This window comes from Methylobacillus sp. MM3 (genome assembly GCF_001645185.1).
GTDB lineage: Bacteria > Pseudomonadota > Gammaproteobacteria > Burkholderiales > Methylophilaceae > MM2.
Genome location: NZ_LXTQ01000001.1, coordinates 307,910 through 322,053, shown reverse-complemented (window position 1 = coordinate 322,053; position 14,144 = coordinate 307,910). Strand labels below are relative to the sequence as shown.

At 57.7% G+C, this 14,144-nt stretch carries 16 protein-coding genes and 1 tRNA gene; 9 read left to right on the top strand and 8 right to left on the bottom strand.

The annotated features are described in order from the left end of the window. Positions 1–7: 7 nt before the first annotated feature. On the top strand, positions 8–1,078 hold the full coding sequence (gene alr / locus A7976_RS01540; protein ID WP_067106084.1) for an alanine racemase: 1,071 nt from the start codon (positions 8–10) through the stop codon (positions 1,076–1,078). Continuing rightward, the gene (radA, locus tag A7976_RS01535) at positions 1,079–2,437 is read left to right on the top strand and encodes a DNA repair protein RadA (RefSeq protein WP_067106082.1); all 1,359 of its coding nucleotides are present in this window, start codon (positions 1,079–1,081) and stop codon (positions 2,435–2,437) included. On the opposite strand, the gene A7976_RS01530 is transcribed toward radA, so the two are convergent. From A7976_RS01530 to hpnC, 6 genes are read right to left on the bottom strand one after another with little or no spacing between them, the layout of a single operon-like run. Continuing rightward, the gene (locus A7976_RS01530; protein ID WP_067106080.1) at positions 2,434–2,784 is read right to left on the bottom strand and encodes a DUF3147 family protein; all 351 of its coding nucleotides are present in this window, start codon (positions 2,782–2,784) and stop codon (positions 2,434–2,436) included. The two genes, radA and A7976_RS01530, sit on opposite strands and share 4 nt — an antisense overlap. Beyond that, positions 2,781–3,530 (bottom strand): YciK family oxidoreductase, encoded by a 750-nt coding sequence (locus A7976_RS01525; protein ID WP_067106078.1) that lies wholly within the window; start codon positions 3,528–3,530, stop codon positions 2,781–2,783. Before A7976_RS01525 ends, A7976_RS01530 begins: the two co-directional genes overlap by 4 nt. A gap of 46 nt (positions 3,531–3,576) precedes the next feature. Then, positions 3,577–3,972: a phage holin family protein gene (locus tag A7976_RS01520; RefSeq protein WP_067106076.1), complete on the bottom strand. Its 396-nt coding sequence runs from the start codon at positions 3,970–3,972 to the stop codon at positions 3,577–3,579. A gap of 25 nt (positions 3,973–3,997) precedes the next feature. Continuing rightward, positions 3,998–5,284, bottom strand: a complete 1,287-nt coding sequence (hpnE, locus tag A7976_RS01515) for a hydroxysqualene dehydroxylase HpnE (RefSeq protein ID WP_067106074.1) — start codon at positions 5,282–5,284, stop codon at positions 3,998–4,000. Between the two features lie 22 nt (positions 5,285–5,306). Beyond that, a complete protein-coding gene (gene hpnD / locus A7976_RS01510) occupies positions 5,307–6,143 on the bottom strand; it encodes a presqualene diphosphate synthase HpnD (protein ID WP_067106072.1) in 837 nt (278 codons plus the stop codon). Continuing rightward, positions 6,143–7,012 (bottom strand): squalene synthase HpnC, encoded by an 870-nt coding sequence (gene hpnC, locus A7976_RS01505; RefSeq protein WP_088178359.1) that lies wholly within the window; start codon positions 7,010–7,012, stop codon positions 6,143–6,145. The genes hpnD and hpnC overlap by 1 nt, the downstream gene beginning before the upstream one ends. A gap of 57 nt (positions 7,013–7,069) precedes the next feature. On the opposite strand from hpnC, the gene A7976_RS01500 reads away from it, so the two are divergent. From A7976_RS01500 to A7976_RS01470, 7 genes are all read left to right on the top strand, one after another. Beyond that, on the top strand, positions 7,070–7,816 hold the full coding sequence (locus A7976_RS01500; protein WP_067106070.1) for an S-methyl-5'-thioinosine phosphorylase: 747 nt from the start codon (positions 7,070–7,072) through the stop codon (positions 7,814–7,816). 33 nt (positions 7,817–7,849) lie between these two features. After that, the gene (def, locus tag A7976_RS01495) at positions 7,850–8,383 is read left to right on the top strand and encodes a peptide deformylase (protein ID WP_067106068.1); all 534 of its coding nucleotides are present in this window, start codon (positions 7,850–7,852) and stop codon (positions 8,381–8,383) included. Between the two features lie 60 nt (positions 8,384–8,443). Then, positions 8,444–8,533, top strand: a tRNA-Ser gene (locus A7976_RS01490). A 106-nt stretch (positions 8,534–8,639) separates the two neighbouring features. Then, the gene (locus A7976_RS01485; RefSeq protein WP_131800983.1) at positions 8,640–8,900 is read left to right on the top strand and encodes a hypothetical protein; all 261 of its coding nucleotides are present in this window, start codon (positions 8,640–8,642) and stop codon (positions 8,898–8,900) included. Between the two features lie 88 nt (positions 8,901–8,988). Beyond that, the gene (locus tag A7976_RS01480) at positions 8,989–9,375 is read left to right on the top strand and encodes a DUF2802 domain-containing protein (protein WP_067106065.1); all 387 of its coding nucleotides are present in this window, start codon (positions 8,989–8,991) and stop codon (positions 9,373–9,375) included. Next, positions 9,372–10,433 (top strand): flagellar hook-length control protein FliK, encoded by a 1,062-nt coding sequence (locus A7976_RS01475; protein ID WP_067106063.1) that lies wholly within the window; start codon positions 9,372–9,374, stop codon positions 10,431–10,433. The genes A7976_RS01480 and A7976_RS01475 overlap by 4 nt, the downstream gene beginning before the upstream one ends. Beyond that, a complete protein-coding gene (locus A7976_RS01470; RefSeq protein WP_067106061.1) occupies positions 10,426–10,734 on the top strand; it encodes an EscU/YscU/HrcU family type III secretion system export apparatus switch protein in 309 nt (102 codons plus the stop codon). The genes A7976_RS01475 and A7976_RS01470 overlap by 8 nt, the downstream gene beginning before the upstream one ends. Here A7976_RS01470 and A7976_RS01465 read toward each other — a convergent pair. Beyond that, the gene (locus A7976_RS01465; RefSeq protein ID WP_240483761.1) at positions 10,717–13,272 is read right to left on the bottom strand and encodes a [protein-PII] uridylyltransferase; all 2,556 of its coding nucleotides are present in this window, start codon (positions 13,270–13,272) and stop codon (positions 10,717–10,719) included. The two genes, A7976_RS01470 and A7976_RS01465, sit on opposite strands and share 18 nt — an antisense overlap. A 4-nt stretch (positions 13,273–13,276) precedes the next feature. Further along, complete coding sequence (gene map, locus A7976_RS01460) at positions 13,277–14,080, bottom strand: type I methionyl aminopeptidase (RefSeq protein WP_067106057.1); 804 nt, start codon at positions 14,078–14,080, stop codon at positions 13,277–13,279. Positions 14,081–14,144 lie beyond the last annotated feature (64 nt).

The following is a 14,144-nucleotide window of genomic DNA, read 5'->3' as shown; positions in this document are numbered from 1 at the left end:
CTTAGGCATGACGCGCCCGATACTCGCTACCATCCATACCGACGCGCTGCGTCACAATCTCACCGTTGCACGACGGCATGCTCCAAATTCCAGAATGATGGCCGTCATCAAGGCCAACGGCTACGGCCACGGTCTGTTGCGCGTTGCATCGGCGTTACGTGACGCCGATGGCTTTGCCGTGCTTAACGTTTCCGAAGGCGTCGCGCTACGCGAAGCCGGGTATGCGCAGCAGACGATCCTGTTGCTGGAGGGCTTGTTCAGCGCGGACGAACTTGCTGTTGCCGCCAGACACAGGCTGGCAATCGTTGTGCACTCCGAGCCGCAATTGCTCATGCTGGAACGCGCGAAGGGATTGCCCGCCATCGACGTATTTCTCAAGGTGAATACCGGCATGAACCGGCTGGGCGTGCCCTTGGGGCGTTTCTGGAGTTTTTATGATCGTCTGCGGGCCTGTGCATCGGTCGGGCAGCTGACCTTGATGACACATTTCGCCACGGCTGACGAACCGCCGGGCATCGAGAAGCAATTCGAATTGTTCGATGGACTGACCAGTCAAATTCCGGCCCCGCGTACCATGGCAAATTCTGCAGCCATCCTGCGTTACCCGCAAACGCACACCGAATGGGTGCGCCCCGGCATCATGCTCTACGGTGCCAGCCCATATTCCGATCTGTCCTTTGCCGATCTCGATTTGCACCCTGCGATGACGCTTGGCAGTGAAATCATCGCAATACAGGCCATGCAGCCGGGTGATGCCGTCGGTTATGGCCGGCGTTTCATCGCCGAGAAGCCGACGCGGGTCGGTGTCGTAGCCTGCGGCTATGCCGACGGTTATCCGCGACATGCGCCCAACGGCACGCCGATAGCGGTCGCGGGCAAGCTTACGCGCACGATAGGTCGTGTTTCCATGGATATGCTGTATGCCGACCTGACCGGTATTCCGGAAGCTGACCTCGGCAGCCCGGTGGAATTGTGGGGCGCGCAGGTGTCGGTGGATGCCGTCGCGCAAGCGTCGGGCACGGTAGGGTATGAATTGTTATGCGCATTGGCACCGCGCGTGCCGGTTGAGGAAAACTAGATGGCAAAGGCGAAAACCGTCTATACCTGCACGGAATGCGGCGGGCAGACGCCAAAGTGGCAAGGACAATGCCCGAGTTGCAACGCATGGAATACGTTGGTCGAGACTATCGCCGAAGCACCTTCGGCCAGCCGCTTCGCGTCGCTGGCGCAAACCGCCGGATTGCAGAAGCTGGCAGATGTCGAAGCAGCCGAGGTGCCGCGTCATCCTACGGGTATCGTCGAATTCGATCGCGTACTCGGCGGCGGCCTTGTGCCCGGTGGCGTAGTGCTGATTGGCGGCGATCCCGGCATCGGAAAATCCACGCTGTTGCTGCAGACCTTGTGTCACATCGGCGGGCGTCAACGCGTGGTTTACGTTAGCGGTGAAGAGTCTGCCCAGCAGATTGCCATGCGCGCCAAGCGCCTCAGCCTGGATGCCAGCCCGGTGGAACTGTTGGCTGAGATCAATCTGGAAAAAATCGTTGCGATCCTGCAGACGCACAAACCCGATGTTGCAGTCATCGATTCCATCCAGACCGTGTACTCCGAAGCTCTGCAATCCGCGCCTGGCTCGGTGGCGCAGGTTCGCGAGTGTTCGGCACAGCTGACGCGTCTGGCAAAGCAACTGGGAATCACCGTCATTCTGGTTGGGCATGTGACCAAGGAAGGTTCGCTGGCCGGGCCGCGCGTGTTGGAGCATATCGTCGATACGGTGTTGTATTTCGAGGGTGATCCCAACTCCAGCTTCCGCCTGGTGCGTGCTTTCAAGAACCGCTTTGGCGCAGTCAATGAGCTCGGCGTATTCGCGATGACCGAGAAGGGCTTGCGCGAGGTCAGCAATCCGTCTGCGTTGTTTCTGTCGCATCATGCCGAGCAGGTAGCGGGCTCGTGCATTACCGTGACGCAGGAGGGCACGCGGCCTTTGCTTGTGGAAGTGCAAGCCTTGGTCGATGAGGCGCATGCGCCCAATCCCAAGCGCCTGTGCGTAGGGCTTGAGCAAAACCGTTTGGCGATGCTGCTGGCTGTTCTGCACCGCCATGCCGGGGTTGCATGTTTCGATCAGGACGTTTTCGTCAACGCCGTAGGCGGGGTGCGGATCGGCGAGCCGGCTGCGGATTTGGCAGTACTTCTTGCAATTGTTTCATCCTTGAAAAACAGACCCTTGCCGCAGAAACTTATTGTTTTTGGTGAGGTTGGTTTAGCCGGAGAGGTGCGCCCGGTGCAGCGCGGTCAGGAACGCCTGAAAGAGGCTGCCAAGCTGGGATTCACCCATGCCATCGTTCCCAAGGCCAATCAGCCCAAGCAAGCAGTCAAGGATATCGAGGTCTATGGAGTCGATCGCCTGGAGCAAGCATTGGCCCGTCTGCGCGACAGTTAAAGCAGTTCGATTCCAACTCGGCGTAGCACCAGCGCCCATATCCCAAAGCAGATGAGCGTCAGGATCACGCAAGCAAGCAGGGAGGGCCAGAATCCGATACGCGGCAGCAATACGGGGAAAACCAGAAACATCGGCAGCGTCGGTACGACATACCAGAAGGTGTACCAGGCGTGGTTCGCAATCTTCGCAGTCGGCTGGTCTTCTACATATAGCCAGATCAGCGCCAATATCGTCACCAGCGGCAGTGCTGCCACCAATCCGCCCAGCTTGTCGCTGCGCTTGGCGATTTCCGAGACCAGAACCACGACCCCGGCTGTCAGCAGGTATTTGGTGATGAGCCAGCTCATTGCGCGGGCTTTTGCGCCTCGAATGTCTGCCCGCTGATGCCTGCGCTGTCGTGTCCCATCAGGTAGAGATAAAGCGGCATGATCGCTTCGGGTTTCGGCAGATTTGCATGGAGTTCCCCCGGATGCGAAAGCTTGCGTTGCGGGCATTGCACCGGTCCGGGAATCACCGCGTTGATGCGCATGTTGGGGAAGGTTTCCAATTCCTGTGCCCAAATCCTGACCAAAGTTTCTGCTGCACTGTTGGAGATTGCATGCATTCCCCAGTAGGCAGTCGGGTGATGAGCCGCAGTGGTGGATGTGATGATGACAGAAGCATCGGGAGCGCGTTTCAGCAAGGGCAGGCAAGCCTTTGTCAGCGCGAAAGGCGCGATAAGATTGGTTTGGAGCATGCCGGTGAATTGTTCAGTCGTTTGAATCTCCAGCGGACTGAGGTTATCGAAGCGGCTGGCGTTATGCAGGATGCCATCCAGTCGGCCGAGCTGCTGGTAGATGCCTTCTGCCAATCCCTTGAAATCCTCTTCGCCGGCCTTTTCCAGGTTCATCGGAAAGATCAGGGGCAGGGGTCCGCCGGCGGCGACTATGGCGTCATACACGGCTTCCAGCTTTTTCACCTTGCGCCCGAGCAGGATCACCGTGGCACCTTGCGTGGCAAACGCGAGCGCGGCAGTCTTGCCGATACCCTGGCCGGCGCCGGTGACGAGGATCACGCGATCCTGGAGATGGTTCTGAGGCGGCTGGTAGTTCATTGCGCGATCCGAAAAGATAAAGCGCGCATTTTAGCGGAAGCGGCCGTCAGATGCTGAGCGTATTGCCCGTTGTGAATACCACCGGGTGACTGCCAGGCAGCAACCATTCGATGAAAAAACTGAACGCGGCAATGAAAATGCTGGCAAAAAACGCCGTCCAGAAGCCTGATACCTTGAAACCTTTGACTACTGCCGCGACCAGCATGATCACCAAGGCATTGATCACCAGCAGAAACAGCCCGAACGTCAGCAGGGTAAGCGGAAAAGTCAGGAATACCAGGATGGGGCGCACAATGGCATTGGCAAAACCCAGCATCAGCGCCGAGACCAGCAGCGAGGATTTGCTGGAAAACGTCAGACCATTGAAGACATAACTGGCGACCCAGAGCGACAGGCTCATGACGCCCCAATGGAGCAGGAAATCGTAAAGATGTGCGGTCATGGATTCAGCATAGCAGAAATGCCGCTCAGGACGCCAGAATCAGCTTGGCGCACGTGATACCGCTTCTGACGGCGCCTTCGATGGTGGCGGGGTAGTCTCCGGCTGTGTAATCGCCTGCGAGATAAAAGTTGGCTATATCGGTCTTCTGGGTTGGGCGCTCCAGGTTTGGAGTGCAGGCGAAGGTTGCGCGCTTCTCGGCGATGACCTTGTGCCAGCGCGGTTGCGGCAACTCGGGAAAGGCTAGGGCCAGCTCGCGTATGATCTCTTCCGCAAGTGCTTCCTGGGTTAGTTTCTGATGCGGGCCTTCGGCGCTGATAACCACCGCCAGCAGACCGGCTTGGCCGTCAAGACCGCCGCGATCCAGTACCCATTGCACGTGACCGCCGGTAAGGCCGATCATTGGGAAGGGCAGGTGCACGGAATCCGGATACTGGACGTAAACCGAATAGATGGGCTGGTAATCGTAGCTTTCGCATTGGCGAGTGCTCTGTGCCTGTTGCGGCAATTGTGCGAGCAGGTCGGGCAGGCGAAACGGCGAAACGGCGGCGACGACATGACTGAAATGCTGGGTTTCTTCAGCGTATTCCACGCTAAAGCCCTCATCTTGTCGGCGGATCGCGGTCACCGTTGCGCCAAGCCGGATTTCGCCTCCATGCGTCCGGATATATCGCCCGAGCGGTTCGATGAGCAGCCCGGACAAATCGATGCGCGGCAGCAGTAAATGGCTGTCGCTTTTGGTTTTTGAAAAACTGTCGCGCAAAACATTCAGAAAGACCTGTGCGCTGGCTTGAGCTACGGGCGTATTCAACGCAGCGAGACATAACGGTTCCCATAAGCAACGGGTGACGCGCTCGGGTTGCCGATAGCGTGCGAGAAATGCGCCCAGTGCTTCATCCTGTTTCAGGCGGAAACCGGAAAGCCGAAGTGCGATCATCAGGCGTAGCGCCGCCAGTCGTTCCCGATGGCTTAGCCCTTCGGCACGTAATAAGCCGCAAAGAATATGCAGGGGTGCGGGCAGCCGGGCAGAAGCACGCAGCCTGAATTGCCGGTGCTGTATCAATTGCAGCGGCAGGCGCATGAACGCGGCATCGGCGTCGATACCGGCCATCTGCATCAGGCGTAGCGTATCGCGGTAGGCGCCGATCAGAATATGCTGGCCGTTATCCAGCCGCTTTCCCTTCCAGTTGAGTCCGCGCGCACGGCCGCCCAACTGTTTGGCGGCTTCAAATACGGTGACGAAGACGCCGCGCTCGGCCAGCGCCACTGCGGCGGCAAGTCCGGCGCAACCGCCGCCAATGACGGCTACACGCAAGGCTGCATCGCCTCTGGGTAGATTAGCTCTTGAGCCATGTTTTCCAGGCCAGCCACAACTTGCGCAGCGGGGTTAGCGACACGCGATGGTTTAGCACCTTCTCGCAACCGCCCAGCCGGATTTCGTCGAGAAGGGCACGATAAATGGCAGCCATGATGAGGCCGGTACGCTGGTCGCGACGATCGGCCTTGGGGAGTTCTTCGAAAGCGCGGCGGTAATAGTCTTCGGCACGTTCGATCTGGAATTCGAGCAAACGTCGTACATTGTCGCTTTCCTGTCCCTGCAGGATTTCGGCTTCGCTGACGCCGTGTTGCGCCATTTCATCGAGAGGCAGATAAATGCGGCCGCGGCGCGCGTCTTCGCCAACGTCGCGCACGATGTTGGTCAACTGGAAAGCCAGGCCGAGATCGTGCGCATATTTGAGGGTTTTGCGGTCGCTGTAGCCGAAGATAGACGCGGAGAGCAATCCGACAACGCTGGCGACGCGATAGCAGTAAAGGTGCAATTCCTTGAAGTCGCGGTAACGGTTCTGGTCGAGATCCATCTCCATGCCGTCAATGATTTCTACAAAATGCTCTTCGGCCAGATTGTAGTCGCGCACGGCATCGGTCAATGCCTGCGTTACCGGGTGCTGCGGCTTGTCCGCGTAAAGATTGGCGATTTCCGTGCGCCACCAGGCCAGCTTGGTGCGGGCGATGCCCGCATCCGTGCATTCATCGGCCACGTCGTCCACCTCGCGGCAAAAAGCGTAGAGCGCTGTAATTGCCTGGCGTTTTGGCTTGGGCAGAAAAAGAAAGCTGTAATAAAAGCTGGAGCCGCTGGCAGCGGCTTTCTGCTGGCAGTAGTCGTGCGGATTCATTATTTGGCCCTGACTGCGCGATAGAGCATGTACCCCCAGTCGCGGGGAGTGAGTGCGGGGCGATGGTTGAACATGTCGCCCCTGTGTTTGTGCAGTTTGCTCAGGATGCGTTCGCCGCCGGCGATAATCGTGCGCATTTCCATGCCGATGCGGCCCTTGAGCACCAGTCCGAGCGGCGCGCCGGATTGCAGCAGCTTGCGTGCGCGCTCAATCTCGAACTGCATGAAGTTCCACCACATGCCGCCCGCATCATGGCTGGCGATCTGGGCTTCCTTGATACGGTATTTGCGCATTTCGTCGAGCGGAAAATAGATGCGATCCTTGCGATAGTCGATTTCGACATCCTGCAGGAAATTGATGATCTGCAACGCGGAGCAGATAGCGTCCGAATAGCCGAGATTGCGCGGGGTGGCCTCACCGTACAGGTGCAGCAGCAGGCGGCCGATGGGATTCGCCGAGCGGCGGCAGTAGTCGATGACTTCGCCGAAATTCTCATAGCGCGTTTTGACGACATCCTGGCTGAATGCATCAAGAAGATCGTAGAACGGCTGCAAGGGCAGATTGCGTTCGGCGATCATTGCGGCCAGCGTGCGGAAAAGCTCGGTATCGGGCGTGTTGCCGGCGGCAATGCGATCCAACTCCTTGCGAAAGCCGTCCAGCAAAGCCAGGCGCGCCTCCGGCACGAGATCGCCCTCGTCGGCGAAATCGTCCGCCTGACGCGCAAAAGCGTAAATCAGGCCGATGGGTTTGCGCAGGCGCATCGGCAGCAAGACCGAGGCAACCGGGAAGTTTTCGTAATGAGTATTGGCGAGCTTGAGACTGTCGCGGGTAACGGCATGATTCATAGGCGGCAGTATGCCATAACCCATCTTCACTCCGCAGGGCTTTGCGTTACAATCCGGTGAAAACTGACTCTTGGGAATTTTATGCTCGGCATCATCGGCGGCACCGGCCTTACACAACTGACAAGTCTTGAAATTACACACAGGCAGGTGATTCGTACTCCTTACGGCGAGCCTTCCGGCCCCCTGACTTACGGCAATATCAATAACCATCAGGTTGTGTTTCTGGCCCGTCACGGCTATGGCCATACCATCCCGCCGCATCTTGTGAACTATCGTGCCAATTTATGGGCGCTGTATTCCGAAGGAGTGAAGGATGTAGTCTCGGTTGCAACCGTTGGCGGTATTCATCCCGATCTGATACCCGGCTCCATCGTGATTCCCAATCAGATCATCGATTACACGCATGGACGCAAAACGACCTTCCATGACATGGTCGACAAGCCGGTGACGCATATCGACTTTACCGATCCCTATTGCCCCAGGATGCGCGAACTGTGCATGCAAGCCGCACAGGCGGCGGGCGAAGGCTTTATCGATGGCGGCGTGTATGCCGCGGTACAAGGGCCTCGGCTGGAAACGGCCGCTGAAATCAACCGCCTCGAGCGCGACGGCGCGACCATGGTGGGCATGACCGGCATGCCGGAAGCTGCACTCGCGCGCGAGCTTGAAATCAGTTATGCCGCCTTGGGCGTGGTGGCTAACCATGCTGCGGGGCGAGGTACGAGTGCACAAGGAATTCATTACGAAGCCATAGGCAATGTGCTGCATGAAACCATGCATCGCGTGCGCAGAATATTGGAACAAATGGTCGAGATCCATGCCGAATAGGGGTGGAAACATCTTTTTGGCATAGGAACACAGATGGCTGTCAGAACCGTATTAAAGATGGGTGATCCCCTGTTGTGGCAACGCGCGGCGGAAGTGGAGCGCTTCGATGTGCCGGAGCTGCATGCATTGATCCGGGACATGCACGACACGATGGAAGCCATGGACGGTGCCGGCATCGCTGCTCCGCAGATTGGCGAGAGCCTGCGCGTGGTGATTTTCGGCATCGGCAAGAATCCGCGTTATCCAGATGCCGAGCAGGTACCTTACACCGTGCTTATCAATCCGAAAGTCACGCCTTTGGGAAGTGAAATGGAAGATGGCTGGGAAGGCTGCCTGTCCGTTCCCGGTTTACGCGGCATCGTGCCGCGTCATGCCCGCGTGCATTACACCGGCGTCGATCAGTACGGCCAACCCATCGACCGTATCGCCAGCGGATTTCATGCACGTGTTGTCCAGCATGAATGCGATCACCTGGATGGTGTTCTTTATCCGATGCGGATCGAGGATTTGCGCAGTTTCGGTTACACGGACGTATTATTTCCGGGGCAGGCTATACAGGACGATTGATCGGCTGTGCTAAAATGCCGGCCGTTGTCGATGCCATTATGTTAACGACAACAGTCAACTGGAAGCGTGGCCGAGTGGTTTAAGGCAGCGGTCTTGAAAACCGCCGTAGGTGCGAGCCTACCGTGAGTTCGAATCTCACCGCTTCCGCCAAAAATTTCGCAATATCCCCTCAAGTTTTCCTGTCTATTCCCGTTCTAGAAGCCAGCGATGGCAATGATCCCGCAATTTGACAGTAATAGGCACGAGGAGGGGAGTAATGATCTCTCATACAGTGATAGTGATGGGTGTCGCGGTCTCTAACGCGGAGCAATTCACGTCGGCGGAGCTCCTGCGGCAGGCGGCGACGGATCCGGTAGATTCCATTCACGATTACCATCTTCCCATCCCGCCTTTCAAACATCCTCCCGCCAAAGACGATTTCCGGCAGGCGCCGCGTCGGCGCAAGCCGCGGCAGCCGGAATCCGTCCAGCCCAAGCCGGATGTCCTTGATCGCGGGCATGTCGACGATTACGCATGATGTGATAAGCTGGCTGTTGAATTTACAGGCGATTTTCCATGTCCGGAGCGTGTTCGGATACGGCGCATGGTTGGGTTGAGAAAACATAGTGGAAAGCATAATCATTACCTGGCGCGAGCTACTTATTGTGGTCGCGCTGATTCTTGCGGTTTATATCGCCGAGATGCTGTTGCTGATGCGCACCGGCGGGGGCATTTTGCGCAAGCGCCGGCAGCCGGAGCCCGTCAAACATGGCTCCGAGGCCGAGTGGCGTCGCGAAATCGAAAACCTGGAAAGCCGCGTTGCCGCGCTGGAGCAACTCATCCGGCAATTGCAGGCAGAAAACGCTGTGAAAAATACTCCGGAAATTACTCCATATACCCGAGCCATTCAGATGGCCCGCCAAGGCCGCAACGTGAACACAATTTCGGAAAGCTGCGGCATTTCGCGCGGAGAGGCGGAGTTGATCGTTTCCATGCATGGGCCGCATGAATGATACATAACGATATCCAGAATCAGCTGCAACTGCTGATCAAGACTTCGGCGCCACCTTTGATCGAAGTGGCGCAAAACGCCATGGAGACGCCGGAGTGGACGCCGGGGCAGCGCTTGCCTGCGCACGTGCTGGCAAGCCTGCCGAATGGCCGTTTTGAAGTAAGAGTCGGCGATCAGGTTCTGGACCTCAATCTTCCACGCAATACCCAGGCCGGCGATACGCTTGAATTGACGTATTTGTCGTCCAGCCCGCGCATGACCTTTGCCTTGACGCGCGATCTGGCGAATACGCTGCCGGCCAATACGCCTGTCTCGCTCAGCGATACGGCCAAGTTCATCGGGTCGCTGCTGCAAAAGGGCGGAGAGGCCGGGCAGGCGGCGCAAGCCGGAAAAGCGGCGCCGGTGATGACTATGCCGCCCTCCGATACGGCGGTGTTGGCCCAGTCGCTGCGTCAGGCGGTTTCGCAGAGTGGGTTGTTCTATGAATCGCATCAGGTGCAATGGCTGAGCGGGGAGCGAAATATTGATTCACTACTGCAGGAGCCTCAGGGCCGGCTGTCGCCGTTGCTTGATCAGGCCGATGCGCAAAAAGGCGGGTTGGCTCTGGATGCCAGGCAGATTTTGTCGAGCAAGGCCGCCGAGGCCGGAGCTCTTGCAGCCGGAGCGTTGAGTGCCGAAGCGGCAAAATCGGAGCCGGTACACCCGCAATCCATGCAGATCGTGCAGCAGCAATTACAGACCCTGGATAGCCGTCAGATCGTCTGGCAAGGCCAGGTATGGCCCGGCCAGGAAATGAAATGGGAAATCGAGGAGGATGCTGCGCGCCGGCAGGAAGGCGAGCAGGAAACTGCGCATTGGCATACACGGCTGAATCTGCAGCTGCCTTTGCTGGGCGGTGTCAGCGCCAAGCTCGCGTTCGTCAATGGCTCGATCCAGATCGATATCGCGGCGGATAACGACGCCAGTGTTGAGCGCATGCGCAGCGCACAAGCGAACCTGGCGGAGCGTTATGAAGCGTCGGGGATTTCATTGGCCGGGGTTAATATCCGCCATGAGTAAGGACTCTCGGCAGTTGGCTGTTGCATTGGCCTACCAGTCCGGGCAGGCAGCTCCCAAGGTCGTGGCTAAGGGGCGAGGCTTGCTGGCGCAGGTGATTATCGAGCGGGCGAAGGATGCCGGTGTTTACGTACACGAATCTCCGGAGCTGGTGTCGATGCTGATGCAGATCGATCTCGATCAGCATATTCCACCGGAGCTCTATATGGCGGTTGCCGAGTTGCTGGCATGGATTTATCGGCTGGAGCACGGCATCGACGCCGCGTTAATGCCTCCAGATCCCGGTTCAAAGCTGCCTGGTTAACTCGGCTTCCAGTACTTCAACGACATCACTCGGCAAGCGTTCGCCATGCTGGCCGGAAATCAGGAAAGTATCTTCGGCACGATTTCCTAGCGTGATGATCTTGGCCGTATGCAACTGGATCTTATTGCGCAGCAGGCATTGAGCGATACGCGACAGCAGGCCGGGACGATCGCCTGCCACGATGGACAATTGGTGATTGTTTCCGGCTTTTTCCGCTTCAAGCGTGACGATGGGTTTGATCGGAAAGTGCTTCAGCTGTCGACTGACGCGACCTTCCAGCGGCTCCAGCGGACCTTTTTCACTTTCCAGTTGCTGTGCCAGTTCGTATTCGATGTAACTCAATAGATCGCGATAGCGTACGGCATTGCTGCTTTCGTCGAGCACCAGAAAGCTGTCCAGCGCATAACCGTGCAGCGTGGTATAGATTCGCGCTTCGACGATGTTATAGCCGGCACGCTCGAAAAAGCCGCAAATGCGCGCAAACAGATCGTCGCGGTCATGCGTATAAATCATCACCTGGATGCCGTCGCCCGCCGGGCTGAGCCGGGCGCGCACAATCGGTTTCTCGGTGTTCATGTGAGCAAGCAGAAGTCGTGTATGCCAGCCTATTTCGTGGCTTTCGTGGCGCAAGAAATAATTACGGCCGAATTTTTCCCAAAGCTCCTTGTATGAACCGGGCATGACGGCGTAATGGCTCAAGCGCTCGGCCGCTTGCTGCTGGCGTGCCGCTACTTCTGCATCCGGATTGGACGAACTGCCTTGTATGAGACGGCGCGTGGAAAGAAAGAGATTTTCCAGCAGCTTGGCCTTCCACGCATTCCACACTGCCGGGCTGGTGCCGCGGATGTCGGCGACGGTCAGCAGGTATAGCGCTGTGAGCCGGTACTCGGTTCCTACGATGCCGGCAAAGTTCTCGATCACCGAGGGATCGCTCAAGTCCGATTTTTGTGCGGTTCTGGACATCACCAGGTGTTGCTCGACCAGCCATGCGACCAAGGTCGCATCTTCCTTGGGTAATCCATGATGCTTGCAAAAACGTCGCGCGTCGACGGTCCCCAGCGTCGAGTGGTCACCGCCGCGCCCCTTGGCAATATCATGGAAAAGTGCAGCGAGATAAAGCAGTTCCGGCTTGTCGAAGGACGCCATCAAGCGGCTGCATAAAGGGAACTCATGTGCGTGCTCGGGAAGCAGGAAGCGACGCAGATTGCGCAATACATTGAGAATATGCTCGTCTACGGTATAGACATGGAACAGATCATGCTGCATCTGCCCCTCGATGCGTCCGAAAGCAGGAATGTAGCGGCCCAGGATGCCGTAGCGATTCATCTGGCGCAGTACGGCAGTCAATCCGCGCGGCTGGCGCAGTATTTCCATGAAAAGCCGACGGTTGCGCACATCCATGCGGAAATCGCGATTGACCAGGTTTTTCACCCGCCAAAGGTTGCGCAGCATGCCAGCGCTGAAACCTTGGAGTTCGGGATGCTGCTGTAAAAGCAGGAAGCTTTCAAGAATGGCGCTCGGCTCTTGCTGCAGCAAAGTGGGAAGGCGCGTTTCCAGCAAGCCGTTATGCGCATGGAAGCGGGGGTTGATGAGAACGGGCATGGGTTGATGCGGCAGGATGCGCTCTTGCAATGCCTGCAACAATATTTCATTCATCAAGCGAATGAATTTGGCGCTGCGATAGAAGCGCTGCATCATTTGCTCGCTCGCACGCTTTTTGGGGGTGGCTACCAGATCGAGCTGCTGCGCGAGTTCGTTCTGGAAATCAAAGAGCAGGCGATCTTCGCGGCGTCGCGCCAGATAATGCAGCCGCGTGCGCAGCATCTGCATGAAGAGCTCCTGGCGGCGAATCTGGCGAGCTTCCTTGTGCGTGATCAGGCCATTTTCGGCGAGCGCGCCCCAGTTGTTCCCCAAACCTGCGGCATGGCTGATCCACAGAATGTTTTGCAGGTCGCGCAGCCCGCCGGGGCTTTCCTTGACGTTGGGTTCGAGGTTGTAAGCGGTGTCGTTAAAGCGGGCATGGCGCTGCTTTTGCTCCAGCATCTTGTCATGCAGGAACTCTTCAGGCTTGAGCTGCGAGAAGAGTTGCGATTGCATGCCATGGAACAGCGTCTTGTCGCCGACAATGTGCCGCGCTTCGAGCAGGTTGGTGCGTACCGTGACGTCGCGCGCGGCTTCATCCAGACATTCTTCCAGCGAACGGACGCTGTGGCCGACTGCGAGGCCGATATCCCAGAACATCCCGATCAACGGTTCGAGTTGTTTGTCGAACGCCGCGTCGTGATCGTTGGGCAGCAGGATCAGCAAATCGACGTCGGAGTAGGGAAACAACTCGCCCCGTCCATAGCCACCCACTGCGCACAAGCAAAGGTTGTGTGGTATTGCCGTTTGCTGCCACAAATCGCGCAATAGATCATCGACCAGACGGGAGTGCTGTTTCAACAGGCGCGCCGTATCGGCCACGCCGGTGAATGCATTGCGCAATTCGGACTGGCGGGATTGAAGCCGTTGGCGCCAGTAATCGATGCCCTTGCTCAAGATTTTAGGTGCGGATGAAAGCGGGCGGGGGCGGCGATCCGGCCGATAATGTCATGACCTCATAGCCGTCGGCAGTGACCAGGATGGTATGTTCCCATTGCGCCGACAGGCTGCGGTCCTTGGTAACAATGCTCCACCCGTCGCCCAGCTGGCGGATATCGCGCTTGCCGGCGTTGATCATGGGCTCGATGGTGAACATCATGCCCTGCTGCAGCTTGAGCCCGGTGCCGGGCCTGCCGTAGTGCAGCACTTGCGGGTCTTCATGGAACTTCTTGCCGATGCCGTGACCGCAGAATTCGCGCACCACGGAATAGCCGCTGTCTTCGGCATGCTTCTGGATGACGTGGCCGATATCGCCCAGCGTGGCGCCGGGGCGGACCTGAGCGATGCCCAGCCACATGCATTCGTAGGTGATGTCGCACAAGCGCTTGGCCTGAATCGAAGGCGTACCGACGCAGAACATGCGGCTGGTGTCGCCGTGATATCCGTCCTTGATCACGGTGATATCCAGATTGACGATGTCGCCGCTCTTCAGGATTTTCTCGCCCGGCACACCGTGGCAGACCTGCTGGTTGACCGAAGTGCAGATCGATTTCGGATAAGGGATGTGGCCTGGCGGGGCATAGTTGAGCGGAGCGGGGATCGTGCCCTGAACACTGACCATGTAGTCGTGGCAGAGCTTGTCCAGTTCGCCGGTGGTCACGCCCGGCTTGACGAATGGAGTAATATAATCGAGCACCTCGGAAGCGAGTTTTCCCGCGATGCGCATTTTTTCGATATCAGTGTCGTTTTTAATGGTAATGGACATGAGTGATTGCCGCTGGTTTCCTGGGGTTTTGCCTTGAATGGAATAAGGCGTTTATGGTAGCATA

Bases quoted from the DNA above. Each gene is read 5' to 3' on its own strand.
- alr (WP_067106084.1), top strand. From the start codon at position 8: ATGACGCGCCCGATACTCGCTACCATCCATACCGACGCGCTGCGTCAC.
- radA (WP_067106082.1), top strand. From the start codon at position 1,079: ATGGCAAAGGCGAAAACCGTCTATACCTGCACGGAATGCGGCGGGCAG.
- A7976_RS01530 (WP_067106080.1), bottom strand. From the start codon at position 2,784: ATGAGCTGGCTCATCACCAAATACCTGCTGACAGCCGGGGTCGTGGTT.
- A7976_RS01525 (WP_067106078.1), bottom strand. From the start codon at position 3,530: ATGAACTACCAGCCGCCTCAGAACCATCTCCAGGATCGCGTGATCCTC.
- A7976_RS01520 (WP_067106076.1), bottom strand. From the start codon at position 3,972: ATGACCGCACATCTTTACGATTTCCTGCTCCATTGGGGCGTCATGAGC.
- hpnD (WP_067106072.1), bottom strand. From the start codon at position 6,143: ATGAATCCGCACGACTACTGCCAGCAGAAAGCCGCTGCCAGCGGCTCC.
- hpnC (WP_088178359.1), bottom strand. From the start codon at position 7,012: ATGGGTTATGGCATACTGCCGCCTATGAATCATGCCGTTACCCGCGAC.
- A7976_RS01500 (WP_067106070.1), top strand. From the start codon at position 7,070: ATGCTCGGCATCATCGGCGGCACCGGCCTTACACAACTGACAAGTCTT.
- def (WP_067106068.1), top strand. From the start codon at position 7,850: ATGGCTGTCAGAACCGTATTAAAGATGGGTGATCCCCTGTTGTGGCAA.
- A7976_RS01485 (WP_131800983.1), top strand. From the start codon at position 8,640: ATGATCTCTCATACAGTGATAGTGATGGGTGTCGCGGTCTCTAACGCG.
- A7976_RS01475 (WP_067106063.1), top strand. From the start codon at position 9,372: ATGATACATAACGATATCCAGAATCAGCTGCAACTGCTGATCAAGACT.
- A7976_RS01470 (WP_067106061.1), top strand. From the start codon at position 10,426: ATGAGTAAGGACTCTCGGCAGTTGGCTGTTGCATTGGCCTACCAGTCC.
- map (WP_067106057.1), bottom strand. From the start codon at position 14,080: ATGTCCATTACCATTAAAAACGACACTGATATCGAAAAAATGCGCATC.